Origin of the sequence: Frigoribacterium sp. NPDC087798 (genome assembly GCF_044742985.1) — a bacterium.
Classification (GTDB): Bacteria; Actinomycetota; Actinomycetes; order Actinomycetales; family Microbacteriaceae; genus Frigoribacterium.
This window is the reverse complement of record NZ_JBIUVP010000002.1, coordinates 227,404-251,813: the sequence shown is the minus strand read 5'-3', so window position 1 is coordinate 251,813 and position 24,410 is coordinate 227,404. Positions and strand designations below refer to the sequence as shown.

Sequence of the window (24,410 nt, the reverse complement as noted above, 5' to 3'; positions counted from 1 at the left end):
CTGGCCCGCCTGCCATGTTTAAAAAGAGAAAGAGGGCGGGGTGGACAGTCTCACAGACTGGTTCATGCCCCGTTACTCACCTGAGTGGGATCCCCTGCCCTCCGACGGGCAGGGGATTTCTCGGGCCCCGGGGCCTTCTGGTCGCAGATGCGCGTGCGCATCCACGACGTCGAGGGTCAGGACTTCGCTGCGCTCGTCGCGGTCGTGGCATCGCGGGGTGTGCGACATCGCTCCGCTCGTCGCGGCAGGGGGCTCGGAGAAGCGCCCAGCGACAGACCGTGTGGGCGTGCGAGAGTGAGCGAGTGGACGACTCCCCCGAGAACGGCGACGACGCGCTGGATGCCGACGAACGACCGGCAGCAGGCATCGACCCGGCGGAGGTGAGCGCGGAGGCGTTCGACGCGATGGTGGTCGACCAACTCGATCTGCTGCCCGACGACATGGTCGACGGGCTAGACAACGTCGTGTTCGTCACGGAAGACCGCCCCGAGGACGGCACGCTCGACCTGCTCGGCCTCTACGACGGCGTCGCCCTGACCGAGCGTGGACAGTACGGCTTCGGCGAACTACCCGACCGGGTCATCCTCTACCGAGAACCGCACCTCGCCGCCGTGGACGACCTCGACCAGCTCGCCGACGAGATCCACGTCACGCTCGTCCACGAGATCGCCCACTTCTACGGGATCGACGACCACCAACTGCACGAACTCGGCTGGGCCTGACGGAGGCCGCCGTCAGCCGATGATCTGGTACGTGAACCGGTAGGCGTCGGCCGGGAGGCCCTCCTCGAGGTCACCGGCCATCTCGACGTCGAAGGCGTCGGGTCGCGAGACGACGAAGAACTGGGCCGACGCAGCCGTGTTCGACGCCGGACAGATCGAGACCACCGGCGCCGTGGCGAAGGGCTTCGAATAGCGGACCCGCACCTGCGTGCCGGGACGACGGGCCCGACCCGAACCGAAGCCGACCGTTCCCCTCAGATCGGAACCCGACAGGGTGGGAGCCGGGGCGCCGTCGCCATTCCGCCCCATGGCCGACGCCACGGGAGAGGGGCCACCGAGGGCACCCAGCAACCGACGTCCCACCGCGAGGTCGCCACCCCAGGCCCAGAGCGGCCGAGCCTCGACCTCGCGTCGGTCGACGACGTCGACGGCCGAGCCGGTCGTGGCGATCCGTGTCGTCGGATCGACGGCGAACCGCGAGCCGTACCCGGCCCCCAACTCGACCCCTGCCTGCGTGAAGCGACCGAGACGGGTGCCCACCAGGGCGAAGTCGTCGCCCTTGGTCAGCCGCACCAGCACGGTCGACGCTCCGACCTGGGCAGGGTCCGCGCCGAGCAGGGCACCGCCGAGCAGTCGGATGCCGCCGTCGATGTCGACGCCACGACGTCGCCTCTCGTCGTGCTCGATCAGGGGACCCGGGCCACCGTAGATCGTCGGGGCGACGAACTCGATCTGCCGGACGTTGCCGATGCGCACGGTCGCGTCACCGCCCGATCCCGCCCGCTGCAACGTCTCGATGTGCGGGGCGATCAGCCTCACGAACTCGACGAAGTACTCGGCGGTCGAACCCCAGGCGAGATCGAGGGCGACGTTCGCACTGCCCTCGATGTGCAGGTTCACGCAGGTGAACGTGTTCGTGTTCGACCCACCCGAGGCCGGTGACCGCACGACGACCGCGGCCGCGTCGGCCGACCCGCAGTTGTTGACGAAGAGGTCCGACCAGAGGTTGTTGTTGACGCGCTCGACGAGGAGGGCCGTTCCGGCCACGCCGGCCAACTGCACCCTGTCGAAGCGCGACTCGAACCCGTTCACGACCTGGACGAGGGGTGCCGCCGAGCCGTTGCCCTGCAGGGTCAGCCCCTCGAGCGTGACACCGTTCCCGTCGACGACGACCATCGGCCTCGTCGAACGGGCGAGGTGCCGGATGGTGACGCCACCGTCGGTCGAGGCCCCGTAGCGACTGACATCGGCCCCCGTGCCCTGGATCGAGACCAACAGGGGCACCGTGACGGAGTCGACGACGTAGGTGCCCGCCGGGACGAGCACACGCCCCCGGACCACCCTGGCCGCCTCGACGGCCGCGGCGAAGGCGGCGGTGTCGTCCGTCACACCGTCGCCGACGGCACCGTGGTCACGGACGTCGACCCCCGTGCGGTCGTCCGACGTCCCGACCTCCGCAGCCGGCGCCGCCCCGGAACCGTCGGCGGGCGGCCCGTCGGAGGCCGGCCCGTCGTCGGCGCGAGCGGCACGGGCGCCGGGGGCGACGGCCGCGGCACCGGCCGCCGCGATGCCCGCCGCACCGACGAGCAGGAAACCGCGACGCGATCGGATCGGCGTCTCGTCGAGTGGATCGGTCATGACGGCAGGGTACACGAGCGTGGGTAATATATGCCTCACCACATGTCGTCAGAAGATCGGGTGCACACCATCGACCAGAACATCGCCTCTCGCCGTCCCGCCCCCGCCCACCGTCTCGACATCCAGGCCCTCCGGGCCCTCGCCGTGACGATGGTGGTCCTCGAGCACGTCACGGGGCGGCCCGCCGGCGGATTCGTCGGGGTCGACGTGTTCTTCGTCGTGTCGGGGTTCTTGATCACGGGGCTCCTGCTGCGCGAGGCCGATCGTCACGGACGGATCTCGATCGCGGCCTTCTGGCGACGACGCATCCGCCGCATCGTGCCGGCGAGCGTCCTGGTGCTCGTCCTGGGCACGGCGGCCACCTGGCTCGTCGTCGGCTCGTCCCGCGGGGCGTCGGCGGCGATCGACGCGCTCTGGTCCGTCGCGTCCCTCGCGAACTGGCACTTCGCCGCCACCGGGACCGACTACTTCGCCGCCCAGGGCCCCGAGTCGCCCTTCCAGCACTACTGGTCCCTCGCCGTCGAGGAGCAGTTCTACCTGGTCTGGCCCGTCGTGGTCGTCGCCGCGGTCGCCGTCGCCCGGCGACGGAAGGGGCCGACCGTCCCGAGGGTCGCCCTGGGAGTCCTGCTGCTGGTGCTCGTGCTCGGATCGCTGGCGTGGGCCTGGCACCAGTCCACGACGTCGCCGACCGTCGCCTACTTCTCGAGCCTGACCCGCGCATGGGAGCTCGCCCTCGGAGCGCTCCTCGCGACGGCGGCCCCCACGATGACCCGGCTCCCCGCCGTCCTCCGTCCGGCCCTGGCGTGGGTCGGCCTCGTCGGCGTCGTGGCCTCGGCCTGGGTCACGACGAGCACCGTCCCGTTCCCGGCCCCCGGCGCCCTGCTGCCCGTGGCGGCCACGCTGCTCGTCCTCGCCTCGGGCACGGGGTGCGCCGGCACACCGTGGCTCGGGCCCCTCGCCAACCGGCCCGTGATGATCGTGGGAGACCTCTCGTACTCGATCTACCTCTGGCACTTCGTCGCCCTGGTCGTCGGCACGTCGTTGCTCGGCGACGAACCGGCCCGGCTCTGGCCGGCCGTCCTCGTGTCCACCCTCGTCCTGTCCGCCCTGACCTACCACTTGGTCGAACGACCGTTCATCACCTCGCCCCTGCTCGAGCCGGGACCACCCGCGCACGCCTGGCGACGGTGGAGACGAGACCATCGATCGACCTACCGGCGCGGAGGGGCAGCGCTGCTCGCGGTGGCCGCCCTCACGGCCACCGTCCTCGCCGTGGACGCCGTCCGCCCCGCCGCCGCTCCACCCGTCCTGCCCTCCGCGTCGACCGACGGGGGCCCCGTCGGTGCCGCAGGGGGGACGACCGGCGAGCCCGAGGGGCCCGCCGAGCCCGGCGGGACGGACGGTTCCGACGGCCTCGACGTCCCGTCGGTCGACGAGTGGTCCGGCGAGGTGGGCAGGGCGCTGTCGGCGACTTCGTGGCCCGAGCTCGACCCGAGCATCGAGTCGGTCCTCGACGGGACGCGGACCGGCAGCCCGCACCTCGCCTGCGGCGACGCCGAGGCCCAGGGCCTCACCCCGGCCGACTGCTCGTGGACCTCTCCCTCGGCGAGCACCACCGTCGTGCTCGTCGGGGACTCGACGGCGATGCACCACCTCGACGCGCTCGTCCCCCTGGCCGAGTCGGCCGAGAGCGGGTTCACCCTCGTCAACCGGGCCAAGTTCGCCTGCCCGTTCGTCGACATCCGCGTCCAGAACGACGTCACGGGCATCCTCGAGTCCTGCCGGGCGCACAACGACGAGACCCTCGCCCTGATCGACGAGACGCACCCCGACGTCGTCCTCGTGACCAACTCGTACCAGACGCTCTCCGAGGACGGAGGCGGCACGATCACGCCCGATCGGTGGTCCGAGGGCTTCGGCGCCTACGCCCGGCGCCTGGCCGAGGCCGCGGGGTCCGTCGTCGTCCTCACTCCGCCGCCGGACGACGCCGACATCGCGTCGTGCTTCCGGCGCGGGGGCAGCCCCGTCGACTGCATCTCCCGGACGTCCCGTACCTGGATCGACCGCGCGGCCGCCGATCAGGACGTGCTCGAGTCGATCGGCGGCGTGCTGGTCGACCTGCGTGTGCTGACCTGCGTCAGCGACCTCTGTCCGGCGTTCGTCGGCGACGTCCCCGTGAAAGAGGATCGCGTCCACCTCACGACCGCGTTCGCACTCGCCGTGTCACCCGTCCTGGGCGACCTGCTCCGAGCCCGGGGCGTGCTCTGAGGTCGGCGACCACCCGGCCGAGACGACCACGTCGGCGAGCTCCCGGGGCGACGAGCGCGCGAGGTGCCGATCCTCCTGAGCGGCCCAGACGTCCCACCACGGTTCGAAGGCGGCACCGTCGCGGTCGAGGGCCCGTCGCCGACGGGTGTCCGCGTCGAGCTCCAGCCAGACGCGGACGTCGGCGAGCGACGAGGAGGCGCGGGTCACCGCCCCGGCCCCTTCGACGATCAGCGAGACGGCCGGGTCGAGCACCTCCCACGTCCCCGCGCGGTCGTGCTCCCAGTCCCACCGCTGCCATCCCGGAGCGACCGGCGACAGGATCGACGTCTCGAGCGCCCGGGAGGCCGCCTCGAGCCCGTACCAGCCCGGGTAGACGTCGTCGAGGTGCACGAGCCGTGCAGGGCCCAGCCGGTCGTCGGGCCACGCGGCGGCCACCGCACGGCCGAGCGTGGTCTTGCCCGAACCCGAGCGGCCGTCGATCAACAGGACCACGCGACGCGAGCCGACCCGCGCCTCCTCGGCTCGGCGGAGCAGGACGTCGACGGCCTCGTCGACGACGACGTGCTCAGGCAAGGACGAACTCCCACGTGCCGGCCAGGACGGCCGCGGTCACCGAGGTGGCGGCGATGACGACGCCGATGGCGACGAGGACGACGTCCCGCAGGCCGAACGACGACGGACGCGCCCAGGTGCGCGGGGCGTCGCTGCCGAAGCCCTTGGCCTCCATGGCGGTGGCGAGCTTGCTGCCGCGTCGGACCGACAGCACGAGCAACGCGAACGCCTGCTGTCCGAACCGCCTCAGCGCACCGATCGGGCCGCCCGAGTCCGCGACGCCCCGGGCCCGTCGGGCCAACGCGAGCTGGCGCCAGTCGTCCATGAACAGCCCGACCAGACGCAACCCGGCGAGTCCCCCCAGCACGAAACGCGCCGGCAGCCGCAACACCTGCCCGAGACCGTCGGCCAGGTCGGTCGGGTCGGTCGTCGCGAACAGCACGATGCCCGGCACGCCGACGGCGAGGATGCGCAGGCCGATCGCGCCGGCGAGGGCCAGCGACCCCTCGGTCACCGAGAGGAACCCCCACTCGACCACCGACGCCCCGCCGTCGCGTCCGTAGAGGGCGATGGCGACGACCGACGTCGGGGCGGCGATCCAGAGCGGCGCCGTACGGGCGAGCAGCTGCCGGGCCGACAGACCGGCGAAGGGCAGCAACAGCCCCTCGAGCAGCAGAGCGGTGCCGGCCGAGACCCAGTCGATCGACAGCAGGAGGGCGAGCGCGAGGACGACGGCGGCGAGCAGCTTCGCGACCGGGTTGACGCGCCCGACCACGCCGGTCGCCACGACCGGGGTGAGCACGCTCATCGACGCGCCTCGACCGGGTCGGCGCGGCGGGCGTGGGCGCTCAGGTCGAGCACGTCGTCGGCGAGGGCCGCCACGAACTCCGCGTCGTGGGTCACGGCGACGACTGCGCGGCCCTCGTCGAGCAGGTCGGCCAGCAGGACCACGAGCTCGTGCCAGGTGCGGGCGTCCTGCCCGAAGGTCGGTTCGTCGAGCACGAGCACCGACGGGCGCGAGGCGAGCACGGTCGCGACCGAGAGCCGGCGCTTCTCGCCGCCCGAGAGCGTGAACGGGTTCGCACCGGCCAGGTGGTCGAGCCGCAGGCGGTCGAGGAGGTGGTCGACGCGCGACGCGACCTCCCTCGGGGACGCGCCCAGCGCCTCCGGACCCACCGCCAGCTCACGACGCACGGTCGCCGTCAGGAACTGGTGCTCCGGGTCCTGGAAGACGGTGCCGACGCGGGTGAGCAGCTGTCGGGGCTTCCATCGGATCGGAGACGGACCGGCGCCGTCGGCGAACGACGGCGTGGCCTCGAGGACTCCGGCGACGGGGGCGAGCAGCCCCGCGACGGTGAGGGCGAGCGTGGACTTGCCCGAGCCGTTCGTGCCGGTCACCGCGAGCGCCCGCCCCTCGACGACCGTGAGGTCGATGCCCGTGGCCACCGCGCGGCCCTTGGGCCCCTTGTGCCCCACGTCGAGACCCGACGCCGTCACCAACCGGTCACCGGTCGTGCGCGACCGGACGGGCGCAGGAGGCGCGGCGCCGGGCACCCAGACCCCGGCGGCGACGAGGCGGTCGCGTTCGGCACGCAGCACGTCGTCGGGGCGACCGTCGGCCAGGACTCCCCCACCGGAGTCGAGCACGACGACGCGGTCGACGACGGGCAGCCAGACCGACACGCGGTGCTCGACGACGACCAGCGTCGCCCGGGTGTCGGCGACTACGCGGGCCACGGCGTCGCGCACCTCGACGACGCCCTCGGGGTCGAGGTTGGCCGTCGGCTCGTCGAGGAGCAGCAGGCCAGGACGCATGGCGAGGGCCCCGGCGAGCGCCAGTCTCTGCTTCTGGCCACCGCTCAGCTCGGACGTGGACGCGGACGGCGGGAGGTCGAGCCCGACGGCGTCGAGGGCGTGCCCGACGCGGCGCCAGATCTCGTCGCGGGGCACGCCGAGGTTCTCGCAGCCGAACGCGACGTCGTCGCCCACGCGGGCGAGGACGACCTGCGAGTCGGGGTCCTGCAGGACGAGGCCGACCCGGCCGCGCTGCTCGGCGGGGGCGCGGCCGTCCACCAGCAGGTCGCCGGCCTCGTCGCCCTCGTCGTCTCCGCCCAGCACCCCGGCGAGGCCGGCGAGCAGCGTCGACTTGCCGGCGCCGGACGCGCCGAGCAGCAGCACGCGCTCACCGGGGGCGACGTCGAGGTCGAGCTGCGAGACGGCGGGCAGGCGACGACCGGCGTGCCGCCACCCCCAGCTCCGGGCGGTGACGCGGGCACCCGCGTCCACCGCCGGTCGTCCGCCGCTCGTTCCGCTCACGGGAAGGACCACGAGGAGGCGCGCCTAGATCCGGGCGTCCGCCGAGCGTCCCGAGGCGAACCGCGAGAGCGCCCCCGTGCGGGCGAGGCCGCGGGCCGCGAGCCACGAGAGCAGGCCGGCGATGACGGTGCCCGAGACGACCGAGGTCACGACGTAGATCGTCTTCGAACCGGCGGCGTAGGCGGCGGCCGAGGCGAAGCTCGTGTCCATCAGGCCGACGGCGAGGCCGGCGACGGCACCCGCGAGCAGCACCGTGCCGATCCGCCACGACTTGTAGAGGAAGACCGCGAGCACGATCTCGGCGCCCAGGCCCTGGACGATGCCCCAGATGAGCACCGAGAAGCCCCACTGGGTCCCGATCAGCATCGAGACGACCGCCGCGACGACCTCGGTGTAGACGGCGGCCCCGGGCTTGCGGATGACGATTCCGCCCAGGACGCCGGCGAAGAGCCAGCCGCCGTTGAGGATGCCCTCGAAGCCGCCCGAGAAGCTCAGGACGCTGTCGATGGGCGTGTAGGCCAGGCCCCAGGCCCAGAAGACGACACCGGCGGCCACGCCGATGACGCTGGCCACCACGATGTCGACGACGCGCCAGCGCCGGGTGGGGGTGGTGCGAGCCTTCGGCGTGAAGCCGGTCGACCTGTCGCGAGCCGCCGTGGAACGGTTTTCGGGCGTGGACGTGGACATCTGTTCTTCTCCTCCCTGCGCTGGCATGACCCAGATCAGGTTCGACGGTCGAAGCGTGGTTCGCTTCCTCTCAGCCCGGCTCACCGGACTCCCGTGTGTTGTGGGGACGATCATAGCGCCGGGCCGAGGGACGCGTCCGCGACGGCGTCGACCGAACGGTCCGCCTAGGGTGGCGGCATGAGTTGGCCTCCCGTCGCACCGCCCGCGCCTCCGGCTCCGCCGCCGGGCCCGGCCCGCCCTCGGCCACGCCACCCCGCCCGCCTCGTCCTGCCGATCACCTCGGTGGTGCTCGTGGTCGTCACCGGGGTCGTCCCCTTCGTCGTCCTCCAGCCGATGATCCACTCCTACCGCGGCGAGGCGGCGGCGTACGGCATCCACGCCTTCGGCGTCGCGACGGTGGCGTCGGTGCTGTGCTGGGTCCTCGCGGTCGTGACGGTCGTCGTCGGCGTGGTCTCCCTCGCCCTCCGACAGCGCCTGATGGGGTTGCCGATCACCGCCGTCACCCTGGCGGTGCTCCTCGCCGTCGCCGGGCCGGTCGCCTACCTGCTCATCGCCCTGTCGGCCGACGCGTACTGACGCGTCAGAGTCCGGCGGCCTTCCGGACGAGGGCGGCGACGGAGGCGCGGGTCGCGTCGTCGGCGCCGGTCACCGCGTACGAGGTGGCCCAGAGCGTGCCGTCGTCGAGCTGCGCACCGTCCTGGAACCCGAGGGTCGAGTAGCGCGTGCCGAACTTGGCGCCGGGCTGGAAGAACACGACGGCCTTGCCGTCCTCCCGGGCGTAGGCGGGGAAGCCGTACCAGGTCTTGGGGGCGAGGTTCGGGGCGTGCTCGGCGACGACCTCGTGCACCATCTGGGCGATGGGCCGCTCGACGTCGGTCATGGCCGCGATGGCGTCCGCGGCGTCCTGCGCCTCGGCGGCGGACTTGTCGGCCAGCTTCTGACGCTTCGCCTCGGCCCGCAGTTCGGCGGCGCGCTGCTTCATGGCGGCCTTCTCTTCTTTGCTGAACCCGGCGTCGGCCATGATCGTGCCCTTCTCGTGCGTGCGTGCGTGCGTCGGCTCGGTCGGGTCGGCGTACGCCCCATGGTGACATGCCTGGCGGATCCGTCGTCCGCCCTGCGTCCACCACGACAGGCACCTCGAGGCACCAGACCGTACCTTCGCCCTGCTGGCCGAGCTGTTCTGACGCTCGTCGGCGGTCAGGCCTTCGGCAGGGCGTGACCCTCGGCGTCGAGGTGGTCTCGCCAGGAGCGCTTCGCCGTCCAACCGAGCATGCGGGCCGCCTTGGCGGTCGAGATGCCCGACGCGTCGGCCCGGGTGAGTTCGCGCAACTCGATCCGGTCGCCGTGGTGCTGACGGAGCGTGGCGGCGAAGTCGTGGCCGCCGGCGTTGTCGACTGCTGCGATGTAGAAGACCTCGTGACCCGGCAGGTCGGACTCTGCGGCGAGCAGGAGGGCGTCGGCGAGGTCGTCGGCGTCGACGTAGCTGCCGAAGTTCGCACTGTCGGGGTCGGCCTCGCGCACCTGAGGGCCGAGGTTGGCCTCGTAGTTGCCGTCGTCGTGGACGGTGCTCGGGCGGATCGAGATCGCGCGCAGGTCGGAGCGGCGGACGGCGGCGTCCATCAGCTGTTCGCCGAACGCCTTCGAGAGGGCGTAGGGGTCCTGCGGGTGGAGGGGGTGCTCCTCGTCGACCGGCACGTAGTCGGGCAGGAAGGGCCGTTCGGGGAAGAAGTTGCCCACGATGCTCTCGCTCGACACGTTGACGAAGCGGGGCACGCCGAACCGCACGGCCGCCTCGACCAGGTTGAACGTGGACATCAGGTTGGTGTGGAACACGACGTGGGCCGGGTTCGCGGTGGGCTGCGGGATGGCCGCGACGTGGACGACGACGTCGGCCCCCGCGACGACCGAGAAGGCGGTCCCCGCGTCGGTCAGATCACCCATCACGTACCGGCCGGGCTCGTCGACGCCCGTGTCGAAGACGGGCCGGACGAGGTCGACGCCGAGGACGTCGTGCCCGGCCTCGACGAACCGGCGGACGGCGGCACGGCCGACCTTGCCTCGTGATCCCGTGATGACGACCTTCATGACGCGCTCCCTCGATCGAGGGATGCGCCGAGGGCCGGAGCATCCACCGGGACGACGCTACGCCGCGCGGCCCCGAGGAGGCGCGCTCGGTCGGTCCACCGTGCCGCCCCGGTCTCGGGCGCCTGTCATGATGCAGCATGACCGTCGCCCGGATCGTCCTGCTCTTCGCCCTCGCGGCCGTCGCCGAGATCGGTGGCGCCTGGCTGATCTGGCAGGCCGTCCGGGAGAACCGGGGCTGGCTCTTCGCCCTGCTCGGCATCGTCTCGCTGGGTGCCTACGGCTTCGTCGCCGCGTTCCAACCCGACGCGGACTTCGGGCGGGTGCTGGCGGCCTACGGCGGCGTGTTCGTCGCGGGCTCGCTCGCCTGGGGCATCGTGGTCGACGGGTTCAAGCCCACGACGTGGGACTTCGTCGGTTCGGCCGTGAGCCTCCTCGGCGCCGGCATCATCGTGCTCGCGCCCGTGCTCAGCTCGACGACGGGCGCCGAGGCCGACGCCTGACCATCGCGGGTCAGGACGGGAGGTCGAGGCGGCCCGGGTTCAGGGCGGCCCACTGCAACAGCATGATCGTCTTGCCGTCCACGATGCGCCCGTCGGCGATCATCTCGAGGGCGTCCCGGAACGGCAGCTCGAGGACCTCGATGTCCTCTCCTTCCTCCTCGACGCCACCCCCGTCACCGGTGCGGTCGGCCACCGAGTACGTGGCGGCGTAGAAGTGCACGCGCTCGGTCACCGACCCCGGGCTCATGTAGGCGTCGAACACGTGGATCAACCCGCCCACCTCGACCCCGAGTTCTTCGCGCGTCTCTCGGCGGATCGCGGTCTCGGGATCGTCCTCGTCGAGGAGTCCCGCGGCGGTCTCGACCAGCATCCCGTCGGGATGGTCGTTCACGTAGGCGGGAAACCGGAACTGCCGGGTCAGGAGCACCGTCGCCCGCCGCGGGTCGAACAGGAGGATCGTCGCCCCGTTGCCGCGGTCGTACGTCTCGCGCTGCTGGGTCGACCACCGCCCGTCGCGACCGCGCACGTCGAAGGTGGTGCGGCGGAGCACGTGCCAGCCGTCCGAGGTCACCTCGACGTCGCGGACCACGACGTCGGGGTTGCGGGCGAGGTCGCGGCCGGTGAGGTCGAGGCCCGTCCGTCCGCGACCGTCGGGGGAACGGGAGCCACGAGAGTTCATCACCCCACGAAAATAACGGAGGGCGACGACCCGCGAGGGCGGGAACGACCGGTGATGACATCCGTCACACGATGTGGTGACGCCTCGGCACTTCTCGAGGACGTCACCCTCTGGTGTGCTTCCGGAGGAGCGTCCGGACCCGACCCGGACGCCCGGAGAGAAGACCCCGTGCGTACATCCCTGAAGGTGACCCTCTGGACCGTCGGTGCCCTGGTGGCCCTGCCCGTCCTGACGCTGGCGACCACGTCGATCGTCGACGTCGTCGCCACGGGGTCGGAGCAAGCCGCCATCACCTCGTACGGCGAGCTCGTACCCGTCGACGGGAGGGAGATGAACGTCGTCGTCAGCGGGTCCGGAGCGGACACGATCGTCCTGCTCCCGGGCCTCGGGACGGCGGCACCCGGCCTGGACTTCCAGCCGCTGATCTCCGAGCTCGACGACACCCATCGCGTCGTCGCCGTGGAGCCGTTCGGCACCGGGCTGAGCGACCAGACCGACTCCCCCCGCACGGCGGAGAACATCGCAGGCGAGGTGCACGAGGCGCTGCGCCGACTGGGCATCGACCGCTACGCGCTCATGGGGCACTCGATCTCGGGCGTCTACGCCCTCGAGTACATCAGGCTCGTCGGGGACGAAGTCACGGCCTTCATCGGGATCGACAGCAGCGTCCCCGACCAGCCCGGCGCGGAGGACCCCGTACCGACCGACGGACTGGCCACGCTTCGCGGCCTGGGTCTGATCCGCGTGGCGAACGCACTCGCCGGCGACGCCTACGCCGGACTGCCGTACGACGAGGGCACGAAAGAACAGATGCGCTTCCTCACCACGAAGAACTCGACCGCTCCGACCCTGCTCGACGAGATGGACCACGCAGCGATCAACTTCGCGTCGGTCAGCGGACGGACGTTCCCGGCGGACCTGCCGGTCCTTCTCTTCGTGGTGCAGAACGGCGCCGACGACGACGGGTGGCTCGAGCTGCACGAGGCCCAAGCGGCGAGCGTCGACCGCGGCCAGGTCGTCGCGCTCGACGGAGACCACTACCTGCACCACACGCAGTCGACTCGGATCGCCGACGACACCGACGAGTTCCTCGCCGGGTGAGGCAGCACGGGAAGGGTGGAGGTCACGGCGGGGTAACGAAGTAGATGCGTTCCAATCCTTTTCGGGCCCGGTGGCGAACCCAGTACATCCCCACCGGGACCAACTGACAAGGAGCTTCACCATGAACGCTTTCACTCGCAAGAACATCACCAAGACCACCCTCGGCCTCGTCGCCTCGGGCGCCCTGCTCTTCTCCCTCGCCGCGTGCTCGATGGACTCCGGCACCTCGACCGACACGTCCTCCTCGTCGAGCTCGTCGTCCTCCGAGCCCAGCGCCGCGTCGACGCCCGCCGCGTCGATCGCCGACCTCAGCAACGGCGTCGACACCCAGGTCGCCGTGGACGCGTCCTTCGTCGACGCCCTCACGAGCCTGGGCCTGACCCCCGGCGTCGTGGGCACCGCGACCTTCACCGACGGCACGTTCGCCTTCCCGATCACGGGCGGCAACGTCGACTACTACGGCCCCGACAGCGACGTGCGCCCCTACGTCCAGGGCGAGATCGACCACGACGGCTCCGGCCTGTCGCTGACCGCCGCCGACGGCACCGTCGTCGAACTCACCGACTTCCGCATCGACCCGGGCGAGTCGAAGCTCTACGGCACCGTGACCGCCAACGGTACCGTCGCCGCCGAGGACGCCTACCTGTTCAACCTCTGGGGTGGCACGCTCAAGCCGATCCAGATGGAGGGCTCGAACGCCGTCCTCGAGGGCACCACGGTGCACATCAGCCCCGACGCCGCGTCGCTGCTGAACCAGACCTTCAAGACCGACGCCGTCCAGGACGAGATGCTCGTCGGCGTCGCGAAGATCACCGTCGCCACCGAATAAGCAACACCCCCGCCTGCCGGCCTCCGGGTCGGCAGGCCCCCGGGTCGTCTCCGTGGCGACGCGCCGGCCCTCACCTTCCGTCGAGGACCGGTCATCCCGGTGGCCCCCCTCGCGCTCCCCTGCGCGAGGGGGTTTCCTCTGCCCTGGCCACGCCGCCGACCGGCGAACGGAACCCCATGGTCCCCACCGCCTCTCCCCTGACTCCCCCGATGCTCCTCGGGCACCTCCCGACGCATCCCCACGCCGCGCCCGTCGAGGTGCACCTGCCCCGCTCGCGGTTCCCCGTGGCGATCAGCTTCGAGTCGTCGGACACGTGGTCGATCGCCGAGCGCTTCGGCGAGCAGCTCGTCAGCCACGGGCGACTGGCCTACCGCGCCGGCGCGTTCGTCGTCCGCACCGCGGCCGGCACCACCCGCTACGGCCACTCGTGGCAGGCCGCCGTCACCGCCCACCTGCTCCGCCGCGGCTGACCACGGCCGCACGTGTGGTGCCGCCCGGGAAACCCCGGCGGAGGGCCCGGGTGTCGGCGATCGGAGCGGCCCCGTCCGCCATGACGGCAGACCATCACCACCCGGTTCAGCCCAACGTCAGCTGCCCGTCGGCCTCGAGCCACTCGAGGCCCTCGACGACGGCCTGGACCGAGGTGTAGCGCGGCGAGTAGCCCAGCAGACGGCGCGCCTTGGCGATGCTCATCGAGTGGCTGCGCGACGCGTGCTGCCAGGACGCGTCCGCGTTCTCGTCGGACGTCTGGTCTCGGAACTCGGCCCACGAGACGAACCGCAGCCGCGCCTCCTGCCCGTGGTGCCGAGCGATCGCCTCGGCGAGACCGCGCAGCGTGATCGCCCGCTCGCTGACGACGTGGAAGGCCTCACCGACCACCTGCGAGTGCCGCTCGGCCGCGAGCTGGAACGCCTGCGCGACGTCGTCGGCGTGGACGTGGTGGACGGTCTCGAGCCCGAGGCCCGGCATCGCGATCTCGCGCCCGGCGGCGAGGGCCTCCCAGACGGAGAGGTCGAGGTTGCCGACCGCGTTGATCATCGGCCAACCCGGGCCGGTGATGTGCCCGGGGTGCAGCACGATGCTCTGCACTCCGCCCGGGCGCCGTGACTCGCGGAGCAGCAACTCTTCGATGGCGGCCTTCTGCGTGCCGTACTCGCCGAACGGGGTGCGCTCGTCCTCTTCGGTGATCGGCACCTCACGCGACGGACCGTGCACCCAGACCGTGCCGCAGTGCACCAGCACGGTGCCCGTGCCCTGCAAGGCGTCGACCATCTGCCGCGCCGACGCGACCGTGAAGCAGATCATGTCGATCACGACGTCGGCCCCGAGCCCGGCGATCTCGCCCGGGAACGTGCCGTCGGCGTCGCCCGCCTCGCGGTCGAGCAGGAGGCGCGTCACGCGTGACCACGCCGCGTGCGACCGGTAGGGCTCGGACTCCCCCCGGCTGACGGCGACCACCTCGTGGCCGGCCTCGACGAGTCGCGGGACGAGGAATCCGCCCACGTGGCCGGTGGACCCGATGACGACGATCTTCACGACGCGACCCCCGACACGATCGAGAGGGCCGGGAACGGACGGCGGGGACGAAGGGTGGCAGCTCTGCGCACGGCATCGGAGGACATGGCTCGACGCTACCCGGCGCCCCCGACAGCGGTGTACCCCGCATGGGGGTCACGCGGCGTCCCCTCAAGTGCCCACTGCGCCGTGGCCCCGGATTCTTCAGACTTCCTCTGAGGAGCACGGCGGCTCGTCGGATCATCGGGCACGGCCCGCGACGAGCCATCCGCTCCGCGCGTCCCATCCGGCACGCGCGACCCGACGAGGAGAACCATGACCTTCACCGACCCCCGCGCCCGCGGCACCCGCCGCCGCGTCACGACCGTCTGCCTCGCGGCGTCCCTGACCCTGGGACTCGTCGCCGTGGGCTCCGGCGCCGCCGTCGCCGCGCCTCCCACGGCCGCGCCCGGTGCACCCGCCGCACCCGGCAAGCCGGGTCCCGCCCCGACGCTGCCGGTCGTCGAGGGGCCGGTGATGAACTACGTCGTCAACGCGGGCAAGGCCAACCCCGGCGCGACCAAGCAGGTCGAGCGGGCGGTCGCCGCGGCCGGCGGCAGCGTCATCGCCGCGTACGCCGAGCTCGGCGTGGTCGTCGCGCAGTCGAGCAACGCGAACTTCGCCCCCTCGGTGCGGAGCGACAAGGCCGTCTCGTCGGCCGGTGCCACCCGCACCGCCGCGGTCGCCGAGACCGACCCGACCTACGGCGTCGGCACGACCGCCCCGGGCCCGGGCAAGCCCGTCAGGCCCGGCCACCCGGGCGGTCCAGGCAAGCCCGGTGGTCCCGGACACCCCGGCAAGCCGAAGGCCGCGACCTCGCCCGAGCAGCGGCTCGAAGAGGCCACGACCGTCGTCGCCGACCCCCTCGAGGCCCAGCAGTGGGACCTCACGGCCATCGGGGCCGACCAGGCGCACCAGGTCACCGACGGCAGCCGCGACGTGCTCGTGGCCGTCCTCGACTCGGGCATCGAGGGCGACCACCCCGACCTGCAGCCGAACATCGACGTGGCCGCCTCGGCGAGCTGCCTGACCGGGACGCCCGACTCGAGCTACGCCGCCTGGCAGCCCACGACGAGCGACCACGGCACCCACGTGGCCGGCACGATCGCCGCGGCCCGCAACGGCGTCGGCATCGTGGGCGTCGCCCCGGGCGTGACGATGTCGGCCGTCAAGGTCGTCAGCGACGACGGCTTCATCTACCCCGAGGCCGCGATCTGCGGCTTCATGCAGGCCGCTGCGACCGGTGCCGACATCACGAACAACAGCTACTACGTCGACCCGTGGCAGTTCTGGTGCGGCTCGGACGTCGACCAGGCGGCCGTGCTGACCGCCGTCGACCGCGCCGTGCAGTTCACCCAGAAGAAGGGCATCGTCAACGTCGCGGCGGCCGGCAACTCGTCGATCGACCTCGCGAACAAGACGGTCGACACGGACAGCCCGAACGACACCACGCCGACGACCCGCCCGATCGACTCACGCTGCCTCGACATCCCGACCGAGCTCGACGGCGTGGTCACCGTGTCGTCGACCACCTCGGCCGGGGCGAAGTCGGGCTTCTCGAACTACGGCGAGGGCGTCGTCGACGTCGCGGCCCCCGGTTCGGCCATCCTCTCGACCGTGACCGGCGGGGGCTACGGGACCAAGTCGGGCACCTCGATGGCCTCGCCGCACGTCGCCGGCGTGCTGGCCCTGCTGAAGTCGACCCACCCGCGTCTCGGCGGCACGGCCCTCGTCGGGTTGCTCGAGCGACAGGCGACCGACACCCCGTGCCCGACCGGCACGACCACCTGCACCGGCACGCCGGCCGACAACGGCTGGTTCGGTGAGGGGATCGTCGACGCCCTCGCCGCCGTGACGAAGTAGCCGACCCAGCAGGAGGAGCACCACAGAGCGAGCACCGCCCCGACGGGGCGCCCGCCCGGCCCGTGCGGCCCGGCGGGCGCCCCGTCCTCGCGCGGACGGGGCGCCCGTTCGCCCCTAGGCTGAGCGAGTCCCAATCGGAGGTTCGATGCACACCTGGCCCGGCAACCCCTACCCCCTCGGCGCGACCTACGACGGCAGCGGCACCAACTTCGCGATCTTCAGCGAAGCCGCCAGCAAGGTCGAGTTGTGCCTGTTCGACGACGACGGCACCGAGACGAGGGTCGAGTTCACCGAGGTCGACGCCTACGTCTGGCACGCCTACCTGCCCACCGTGCAACCCGGTCAGCGCTACGGCTACCGCGTGCACGGCGAGTACGACCCCGCGAACGGCTCGCGTGCCAACCCGAACAAGCTCCTCCTCGACCCCTACGCCAAGGCCACCTGCGGCGAGATCGACTGGGACGAGGCGCTGTTCGCCTACACGTTCGGCGACCCCGACTCGCGCAACGACAAGGACAGCGGCCCGCACATGATGCTGGGCGTCGTCATCAACCCGTTCTTCGACTGGCAGGGCGACCGCGCCCCCAAGTACAGCTACGACGAGACCGTCATCTACGAGGCGCACGTCAAGGGCCTCACCGAGACGCACCCCGACATCCCCGAGGAAGAACGCGGCACGTACGCCGGCGTCGCGAACCCGGCGATCATCGACCACCTGAAGAAGCTCGGCATCACGACCCTCGAGCTGATGCCCGTGCACCAGTTCGTGCAGGACAACACCCTGCTCGAGAAGGGCCTCAGCAACTACTGGGGCTACAACACCATCGGGTTCTTCGCCCCGCACGCCGCCTACTCGGCCACCGGCGACATCGGCCAGCAGGTGCAGGAGTTCAAGACGATGGTGCGGGTGCTGCACGACGCCGGCATCGAGGTAATCATCGACGTCGTGTACAACCACACGGCCGAGGGCAACCACCTGGGTCCGACCCTCTCGTTCAAGGGCATCGACAACGCCGCCTACTACCGACTGATGGACGGCGACCAGCAGCACTACATGGACTACACGGGCACCGGCAACAGCCTGAACGTCCGTCACCCGCACTCGCTGCAGCTCATCATGGACAGCCTGCGCTACTGGGTCACCGAGATGCACGTCGACGGCTTCCGCTTCGACCTCGCCGCGTCGCTCGCCCGCGAGTTCTACGAGGTCGACCGTCTCTCGACCTTCTTCGAGCTCGTGCAGCAGGACCCGATCGTCTCGCAGGTCAAGCTGATCGCCGAGCCCTGGGACGTCGGCCCCGGTGGCTACCAGGTCGGCAACTTCCCGCCCCAGTGGACCGAGTGGAACGGCAAGTACCGCGACACCGTCCGCGACTTCTGGCGCGGCGAGCCCTCGACGCTCGGCGAGTTCGCCAGCCGGATCACCGGCTCCGCCGACCTGTACGAACGCGACGGGCGACGCCCGGTCGCGAGCATCAACTTCGTCACCGCTCACGACGGCTTCACGATGCGCGACCTCGTCAGCTACAACGACAAGCGCAACGACGCCAACGGCGAGAACGGCAACGACGGCGAGAGCCACAACCGTTCGTGGAACTCCGGGGTCGAGGGCGAGACCGACGACGGAGAGATCCGCGCCCTGCGCGAGCAGCGTCAGCGCAGCTTCCTCGCCACCTTGCTGCTCAGCCAGGGCGTGCCGATGCTGCTGCACGGCGACGAGCTCGGTCGCACGCAGGGCGGCAACAACAACACGTACGCACAGGACAACCAGATCAGCTGGATCGACTGGCCCAACGCCGACCGCGAGCTGATCGAGTTCGTCGCCGAGGTCATCAAGCTCCGCCACGACCACCCGACCTTCCGCCGCCAGCGGTACTTCAACGGCCGTCCCGTCACCCGTGGCGAGGGCGAGCCCCTGCCCGACATCGTCTGGTTGACGACCGAGGGCGACGCCATGCAAGAGGGCGAGTGGAACGAGTCCTACGCCAAGGCGATCGGCATGTTCCTCAACGGCAACGGCATCCGTGGCCGTGACGCCCGAGGCGGTCGCATCACCGACGTCAACTTCGTCCTGTACTTCAACGCCAGCGCCGAGACGGTCACCTTCGTCCTCCCGCCCGACGAGTACGCCCAGGGCTGGGAGGTCGTCGTCGACAGCACCGTGACGGCGCCTCCGCCGCCCGCCAGCGCCGCCCCCCGCACCCCGACGGCCACCCGCGCCGCCACCACCACCCAACCGCCCTCGACCCCGCAGGCCCCCGCGGCGCTGCGGGCCGGCGATCGACTCCCCGTGGCGGGTCGCTCGCTCGTCGTCCTGCGTGCCACGGCCGAGGAAGAACTGTGACCCGACACGAACCGACCATGCACCCGCGCTCGACGTACCGCCTGCAGGTGCGCGCCTCCTTCGATCTCGACGCGGCAGCCGAGCTGGTGCCCTACCTTCGCGACCTCGGTGCCGACTGGGTCTACCTGTCCCCGATCCTCGCCGCCGAACCGGGCAGCGACCACGGGTACGACGTCGTCGACCACAGCCAGGTCGACCCCGAGCGGGGCGGCGCCGAGGGGCTCGACGAGCTGTCGACCCGCGCCCACGCGGCAGGACTCGGCGTCCTGGTCGACATCGTGCCGAACCACGTCGGGGTCGCCACCCCGAAGGCGAGCGTCTGGTGGTGGGACCTCCTGACCCACGGCCGCGCGTCCCGTTACGCCGACGCGTTCGACGTCGACTGGGCCGCCGGCGGCGACAAGGTGCTGCTGCCGGTGCTCGGCGAGCCCGCCGCGGCGGACGGCTCGATCGAGGGCCTCACGGTCGACGGTGACGAGCTGCAGTACTACGACAACGTGTACCCGATCGCCCCGGGCACGAGCTCGCCCGGCGACGACGCCGCCACCGTGCACTCGCGGCAGCACTACGAGCTCGTGCACTGGAAGCGCGCCGACACCGACCTGAACTACCGCCGCTTCTTCGCGGTCAACACCCTCGCGGGCATCCGCGTCGAGGACGAGGGAGTCTTCGCCGAGTCCCACGCCGAGATCGGCCGCTGGTTCTCGGAGGGCCTGGTCGACGGCCTCCGCGTCGACCACCCGGACGGACTGGCCGACCCGAAGGGCTACCTCGACCTGCTCGCGGCCCTGACGGGTGACGCCCACGTGCTCGTCGAGAAGATCCTCGAGGGGGACGAGCGCCTGCCCGAGGACTGGGCGACGGCCGGCACGACGGGCTACGACGCCCTCGCCGACCTCGACCGCCTCTTCGTCGACCCGAACGGCGCACCCGCCCTCGACGCCCTCGACGCGCGCCTGCGCCGGGCCCGCGGCGTGGACGCCGACGAGCACGCCGCCGGGGCGGACGAGACCACCGGCGACGAGCCCGTCGACTGGCACGAGATGATCCTCGGCACGAAGCGCGGCATCGCCGACGGCATCCTCGGCAGCGAGATCAACCGCCTCGCCCGGCTGATCGCCGAGGGCGACACCGTCGACCCGTCCGTGGTCGACGCGCTGGCCGAGCTCGCCGCAGCCTTCCCCGTGTACCGCAGCTACCTGCCGCAGGGTGCCGAGTGGCTGACCGAGGCCGCCGAGGTCGCCACGACCCACCGCCCCGACCTGGCCGACGCCGTCGGACGCGTCGTCGCCGTGCTGCGCGACGAGTCGCACCCCGCCTCCGTGCGCTTCCAGCAGACGAGCGGCATGGTCATGGCCAAGGGCGTGGAGGACACCGCCTTCTACCGCTACAGCCGACTGGCCACGCTGACCGAGGTGGGCGCCGATCCGAGCGAGTTCTCCGTCACGCCGGACGAGTTCCACGCGCGTCAGCAGGTCCGCCTCGCCGAGCGTCCCTTCGGCATGACGACCCTCTCCACGCACGACACCAAGCGCAGCGCCGACGTCCGCGCCCGCGTCTCGGTGCTGGCCGAGGTCGCCACCGAGTGGGCGGCGACCCTCGAACGCCTGCGCGAGCTGGCCCCGGTCGGCGACGGCCCGTTCGAGAACATCCTCTGGCAGACGATCGTCGGCTCGTGGCCCGCGTCGCGCGAGCGCCTGCACGCCTACGCCGAGAAGGCGTCCCGCGAGGCGAGCACGTCGACCACGTGGACCGACCGCACCGACGAGGCCGAGGCCTTCGAAGGACGGATGCACGCCGCCGTCGACTCCGCGTTCGACGACGACGAGGTGCGTCACGAGGTCGAGCGCATCGTCGACGTGCTGCGTGCACCCGGTTACAGCAACTCCCTCGGCGTCGCGCTGATGCAGCTGACCGGCCCCGGCAGCCCCGACGTCTACCAGGGCGGCGAGCTGTGGGACTTCTCGCTCGTCGACCCCGACAACCGACGCGAGGTCGACTTCGCCCTCCGCCGGCGCCTCCTGGACGAGGTCCGCGGCGGCGCGACGCCGGCGATCGACGACACCGGTGCCGCCAAGCTCGTGGTGACGCACCACGCCCTGACGCTGCGCCGCGACCGACCCGACCTGTTCACGCGCTACGCCGCGTTGCCGGTCTTCGGCGAGCAGGCCGCGTCGGCCGTCGCCGTGGACCGCGGCGGGGCGCTCGCGATCGCGACCCGCCTCCCCGTGGCCCTCGAGCAGGCCGGCGGCTGGGACGACACCGTGGTCCTGACCGCAGGAGGCACGTACCGCGACGTGCTCACCGGCCGTCGGCACGAGGGCGGTCGCCTCCGACTGGCCGACGTGCTCGACACGTACCCCGTCGCCCTGCTGATCCCCGCAGAGGACTGACCCCGTCGGGTCGCGCCCCGTCGCGCCCGACTACCGTCGCCCCCGGGCGAGACGTCACGACATGCCGCTCACCTCTCGACGTGAGCGGCATGTCGTGCCTTCTCGGCCCCCTCCCCCGCCCCTTCCGAACCCGAGGAGACCGATGAGCGTCTACGACGTCTGGGCCCCGAAAGCGACCACCGTCCACCTGCACCTCGACGGCGAGCTGCTGCCGCTGTCCGCCGAGCCCGACACGGGCTGGTGGCGCGCCCCCGCCGACCTCGACCGGGGCCCGGGGCACCGCTACGGCTTCGTGCTCGACGGCGGCGACTCCCCCGAGGGCGAGACGCCGCTGCCCGACCCCCGCTCGCGTCGCCAGCCCGACGGCGTGCACGGCCTGAGCGAGACCTACGACCCGGGCGCCTTCGCGTGGACCGACGACGCGTGGACCGGCCGCCAGCTGGCGGGATCGGTCGTCTACGAGCTGCACGTCGGCACCTTCACGCCCGGGGGCACGCTCGACTCGGCGATCGAGAAGCTGCCCCACCTGGTCGATCTCGGCGTCGACCTGGTCGAACTGCTGCCGGTGAACGGCGTCAACGGCCGCTGGAACTGGGGCTACGACGGCGTGGACTGGTTCACGGTGACCGACAACTACGGCGGCCCCGAGGCGTACCAGCGCTTCGTGGACGCCGCGCACGCGGCGGGTCTCGGCGTCGTGCAGGACGTCGTGTACAACCACCTCGGCCCGTCGGGCAACTACCTGCCGCTGTTCGGGCCGTACCTGTCGAGCAAGCACGCGAACACCTGGGGCGACAACGTCAACCTCGACGACGGCGCCCACGAGGTGCGCGAGTTCATCCTCGACAACACGGCGATGTGGCTCGACGACTACCACGTCGACGGCCTGCGCCTCGACGCCGTGCACGCCCTCAAGGACGACAGCGAGGTCCACCTGCTGCAAGAGCTCGCCGAGCGGACCGCCGCCCTCAGCAGCCACCTGCGCCGGCCGCTCTCGCTGATCGCCGAGAGCGACCTGAACGACCCGCGCCTCGTCACGCCGCGCGACGGCGGCGGCTTCGGCCCCGACCACCGCCAGGGCTACGGCCTCGACGCGCAGTGGAGCGACGACTTCCACCACGCCGTGCACGTCGCCCTGACCGGCGAGACGACGGGCTACTACGCCGACTTCGAGCCGCTCGGCGCCCTGGCCAAGGTGCTGACCAAGGGCTTCTTCCACGACGGCACCTGGTCGTCGTTCCGCGAGGCGACGCACGGGTACCCGGTCGACACCGAGCACATGCCGACCTGGCGCCTGGTCGTGGCCAACCAGAACCACGACCAGATCGGCAACCGGGCGATCGGCGACCGCCTGGCCGCGACGCTCGACGACGGGCAGCTGATCATCGCCGCGGCGCTGACCCTGGCCGGTCCGTACACGCCGATGCTCTTCATGGGCGAGGAGTGGGGCGCCTCGACCCCGTGGCAGTTCTTCACCTCGCACCCCGAGCACGACCTCGGCGAGGCGACGGCGAAGGGCCGCATCGAGGAGTTCGCGAAGATGGGCTGGGACGAGTCGTCCGTGCCCGACCCGCAGGCGCCCTCGACGTTCGAGGACAGCAAGCTCGACTGGTCCGAGCTCGAGACCGGCCGCCACGCGGTGCTGCTCGACGCGTACCGCCGCCTGGGGGCGCTGCGCCGCAGCGAGCCCGCCCTGACCGACCCCCGCTTCGGCGAGACGGGCGTCGAGTACGACGGCGACGCCCGCTGGCTCGTGCTGACGCGCGGTGACCTGAAGATGGCGATCAACCTCGCCGACCAGGAGGCGCGGGTCGCGGTGAGCGCCGAGACCGTCCTGTTCGCCAGCGACGCCTCGATCGCCGCGGGGTCGAGCCTGCTGCTCCCGGCGCACTCGGTCGCGATCGTCCGCTGACGCGGGCACGGCCGACGCGGGCCCGACCGGGGCCAGGACAGATGACGCGCGCCCGGGGCTGACCACCCCGGGCGCGCGCGTGCCGCCTCCCTGCTAGCGCGTCGACACGCCGCCACGCACGGGCCCGACCCGGTGCGAGGTCGCGCGGACGCTCGGCAGGCGACGGTGTCGCACGACCAACTCGACGACGGCGCGGGACCGTCGACGCAGACCCCACAGGGTCACCTTGGTCAGCGACTCCCGGACGATCGAGCCGCTCATCTTCGAGGCGCCGTGGATGCGCTCGGTGAACGTGATCGGAGTCTCGACGACCCGCAGGCCCGCCTGCAGCGCGCGCCAGAGCAGGTCGACCTGGAAGCAGTACCCCCGCGACTCGACCCGGTCGAGGTCGATCCGGCGCAGCGCGGACGAGCGGAACACCCGGAACCCACCGGTCGTGTCGGCCACGCGGATGCCCAGGGCTCCCCGCGTGTACCAGCTGCCGCCACGGCTGAGCAGCTCCCGGCGGAGGGGCCAGTTCTCGACGGCGCCGCCGGGCACCCACCGTGAGCCGAGCACGAGGTCGTTCTCGCGGAGCAGCTCGAGCATGCCGGGCAGGTACTCGGGGTGGTGCGAGCCGTCGGCGTCCATCTCGACGAGGGCGTCGTAGCCTCGCTCCAGCCCCCAGGCGAAGCCGGCGAGGTAGGCGGCGCCGAGGCCGGCCTTCTCGGTGCGGTGCATCACGTGCACGCGGGGATCGCGGTCGGCGTAGGCGTCGGCCAGCTCTCCGGTGCCGTCGGGCGAGCCGTCGTCGACGACGAGGACGTCGACCGCGGCGCCGGAGGCGAGGGTGCGCCCCACGATCCAGTCGAGGTTCTCGCGCTCGTTGAAGGTCGGGATGATGACGAGGGCGTCGTTCATGGTGGGGTCCTTTCCCGTCGGGTGGGAGTCGGAGGTGTCGGGTGTCGGAGGTGTCGGAGGTGTCGGG

General features: G+C 72.0%; 21 protein-coding genes and 1 riboswitch. Of the genes, 11 read left to right on the top strand and 10 right to left on the bottom strand.

All coding sequences use genetic code 11. The features are described 5' to 3' along the window. Window positions 1-404 precede the first annotated feature (404 nt). Window positions 405-722, top strand: coding sequence for a metallopeptidase family protein (locus ACIOSR_RS08160; RefSeq protein ID WP_173154727.1), 318 nt, complete (start codon window positions 405-407; stop codon window positions 720-722). Window positions 723-734: 12 nt separating this feature from the next. Here the strand turns inward: ACIOSR_RS08160 and ACIOSR_RS08155 are convergent, their stop codons facing one another. After that, on the bottom strand, window positions 735-2,360 hold the full coding sequence (locus ACIOSR_RS08155) for a glycosyl hydrolase family 28-related protein (protein WP_402752325.1): 1,626 nt from the start codon (window positions 2,358-2,360) through the stop codon (window positions 735-737). A gap of 42 nt (window positions 2,361-2,402) precedes the next feature. On the opposite strand from ACIOSR_RS08155, the gene ACIOSR_RS08150 reads away from it, so the two are divergent. Further along, window positions 2,403-4,628, top strand: a complete 2,226-nt coding sequence (locus ACIOSR_RS08150) for an acyltransferase family protein (RefSeq protein ID WP_402752324.1) — start codon at window positions 2,403-2,405, stop codon at window positions 4,626-4,628. Here ACIOSR_RS08150 and ACIOSR_RS08145 read toward each other — a convergent pair. The 4 genes from ACIOSR_RS08145 to ACIOSR_RS08130 form a co-directional block, all read right to left on the bottom strand. After that, window positions 4,584-5,201 carry an ATP-binding protein gene (locus ACIOSR_RS08145; RefSeq protein ID WP_402752323.1) on the bottom strand — a complete coding sequence of 206 codons (618 nt, stop codon included), beginning with the start codon at window positions 5,199-5,201 and terminating at the stop codon, window positions 4,584-4,586. The two genes, ACIOSR_RS08150 and ACIOSR_RS08145, sit on opposite strands and share 45 nt — an antisense overlap. Beyond that, on the bottom strand, window positions 5,194-5,988 hold the full coding sequence (locus ACIOSR_RS08140; protein ID WP_173152591.1) for an energy-coupling factor transporter transmembrane protein EcfT: 795 nt from the start codon (window positions 5,986-5,988) through the stop codon (window positions 5,194-5,196). The genes ACIOSR_RS08145 and ACIOSR_RS08140 overlap by 8 nt, the downstream gene beginning before the upstream one ends. After that, window positions 5,985-7,508, bottom strand: coding sequence for an ABC transporter ATP-binding protein (locus tag ACIOSR_RS08135; protein WP_402752322.1), 1,524 nt, complete (start codon window positions 7,506-7,508; stop codon window positions 5,985-5,987). The genes ACIOSR_RS08140 and ACIOSR_RS08135 overlap by 4 nt, the downstream gene beginning before the upstream one ends. A gap of 12 nt (window positions 7,509-7,520) precedes the next feature. Further along, window positions 7,521-8,183, bottom strand: coding sequence for an ECF transporter S component (locus ACIOSR_RS08130; protein ID WP_123571879.1), 663 nt, complete (start codon window positions 8,181-8,183; stop codon window positions 7,521-7,523). Beyond that, window positions 8,179-8,287: riboswitch (TPP riboswitch) on the bottom strand. (Overlaps the previous gene by 5 nt.) Before the next feature lie 73 nt (window positions 8,288-8,360). Between ACIOSR_RS08130 and ACIOSR_RS08125 the strand changes: the two genes are divergently transcribed. After that, entirely contained in the window at window positions 8,361-8,759 is a 399-nt protein-coding gene (locus tag ACIOSR_RS08125; RefSeq protein ID WP_267659472.1) for a hypothetical protein, read from the top strand. Window positions 8,760-8,763: 4 nt separating this feature from the next. On the opposite strand, the gene ACIOSR_RS08120 is transcribed toward ACIOSR_RS08125, so the two are convergent. Further along, entirely contained in the window at window positions 8,764-9,204 is a 441-nt protein-coding gene (locus ACIOSR_RS08120; RefSeq protein ID WP_402752321.1) for a hypothetical protein, read from the bottom strand. A gap of 176 nt (window positions 9,205-9,380) precedes the next feature. Next, on the bottom strand, window positions 9,381-10,268 hold the full coding sequence (locus ACIOSR_RS08115) for an NAD-dependent epimerase/dehydratase family protein (protein WP_402752320.1): 888 nt from the start codon (window positions 10,266-10,268) through the stop codon (window positions 9,381-9,383). A gap of 137 nt (window positions 10,269-10,405) precedes the next feature. Between ACIOSR_RS08115 and ACIOSR_RS08110 the strand changes: the two genes are divergently transcribed. Next, window positions 10,406-10,768 carry a YnfA family protein gene (locus ACIOSR_RS08110; protein WP_402752319.1) on the top strand — a complete coding sequence of 121 codons (363 nt, stop codon included), beginning with the start codon at window positions 10,406-10,408 and terminating at the stop codon, window positions 10,766-10,768. 10 nt (window positions 10,769-10,778) lie between these two features. On the opposite strand, the gene ACIOSR_RS08105 is transcribed toward ACIOSR_RS08110, so the two are convergent. After that, window positions 10,779-11,447 carry an NUDIX domain-containing protein gene (locus ACIOSR_RS08105; RefSeq protein ID WP_173152604.1) on the bottom strand — a complete coding sequence of 223 codons (669 nt, stop codon included), beginning with the start codon at window positions 11,445-11,447 and terminating at the stop codon, window positions 10,779-10,781. Between the two features lie 168 nt (window positions 11,448-11,615). On the opposite strand from ACIOSR_RS08105, the gene ACIOSR_RS08100 reads away from it, so the two are divergent. From ACIOSR_RS08100 to ACIOSR_RS08090, 3 genes are all read left to right on the top strand, one after another. After that, window positions 11,616-12,548, top strand: a complete 933-nt coding sequence (locus ACIOSR_RS08100; protein WP_402752318.1) for an alpha/beta fold hydrolase — start codon at window positions 11,616-11,618, stop codon at window positions 12,546-12,548. A gap of 121 nt (window positions 12,549-12,669) precedes the next feature. Further along, window positions 12,670-13,377, top strand: a complete 708-nt coding sequence (locus ACIOSR_RS08095) for a hypothetical protein (protein WP_402752317.1) — start codon at window positions 12,670-12,672, stop codon at window positions 13,375-13,377. A 176-nt stretch (window positions 13,378-13,553) separates the two neighbouring features. Further along, the gene (locus ACIOSR_RS08090) at window positions 13,554-13,847 is read left to right on the top strand and encodes a hypothetical protein (protein ID WP_056048488.1); all 294 of its coding nucleotides are present in this window, start codon (window positions 13,554-13,556) and stop codon (window positions 13,845-13,847) included. Between the two features lie 106 nt (window positions 13,848-13,953). Here ACIOSR_RS08090 and ACIOSR_RS08085 read toward each other — a convergent pair whose 3' ends face one another. Next, on the bottom strand, window positions 13,954-14,913 hold the full coding sequence (locus ACIOSR_RS08085) for an NAD-dependent epimerase/dehydratase family protein (protein ID WP_402752316.1): 960 nt from the start codon (window positions 14,911-14,913) through the stop codon (window positions 13,954-13,956). 294 nt (window positions 14,914-15,207) lie between these two features. Here ACIOSR_RS08085 and ACIOSR_RS08080 point away from each other — a divergent pair, with 294 nt between their 5' ends. The 4 genes from ACIOSR_RS08080 (at window position 15,208) to treZ (ending at window position 23,443) form a co-directional block, all read left to right on the top strand. After that, window positions 15,208-16,794, top strand: a complete 1,587-nt coding sequence (locus ACIOSR_RS08080) for a S8 family serine peptidase (protein ID WP_173152616.1) — start codon at window positions 15,208-15,210, stop codon at window positions 16,792-16,794. Between the two features lie 145 nt (window positions 16,795-16,939). Beyond that, entirely contained in the window at window positions 16,940-19,138 is a 2,199-nt protein-coding gene (gene glgX, locus ACIOSR_RS08075; protein ID WP_082460561.1) for a glycogen debranching protein GlgX, read from the top strand. Window positions 19,139-19,155: 17 nt separating this feature from the next. Next, a complete protein-coding gene (gene treY / locus ACIOSR_RS08070; RefSeq protein WP_402752491.1) occupies window positions 19,156-21,531 on the top strand; it encodes a malto-oligosyltrehalose synthase in 2,376 nt (791 codons plus the stop codon). Window positions 21,532-21,673: 142 nt separating this feature from the next. Next, window positions 21,674-23,443 (top strand): malto-oligosyltrehalose trehalohydrolase, encoded by a 1,770-nt coding sequence (gene treZ / locus ACIOSR_RS08065; protein ID WP_402752315.1) that lies wholly within the window; start codon window positions 21,674-21,676, stop codon window positions 23,441-23,443. 93 nt (window positions 23,444-23,536) lie between these two features. On the opposite strand, the gene ACIOSR_RS08060 is transcribed toward treZ, so the two are convergent. Further along, complete coding sequence (locus ACIOSR_RS08060; protein ID WP_056048503.1) at window positions 23,537-24,343, bottom strand: polyprenol monophosphomannose synthase; 807 nt, start codon at window positions 24,341-24,343, stop codon at window positions 23,537-23,539. Window positions 24,344-24,410: the final 67 nt, after the last annotated feature.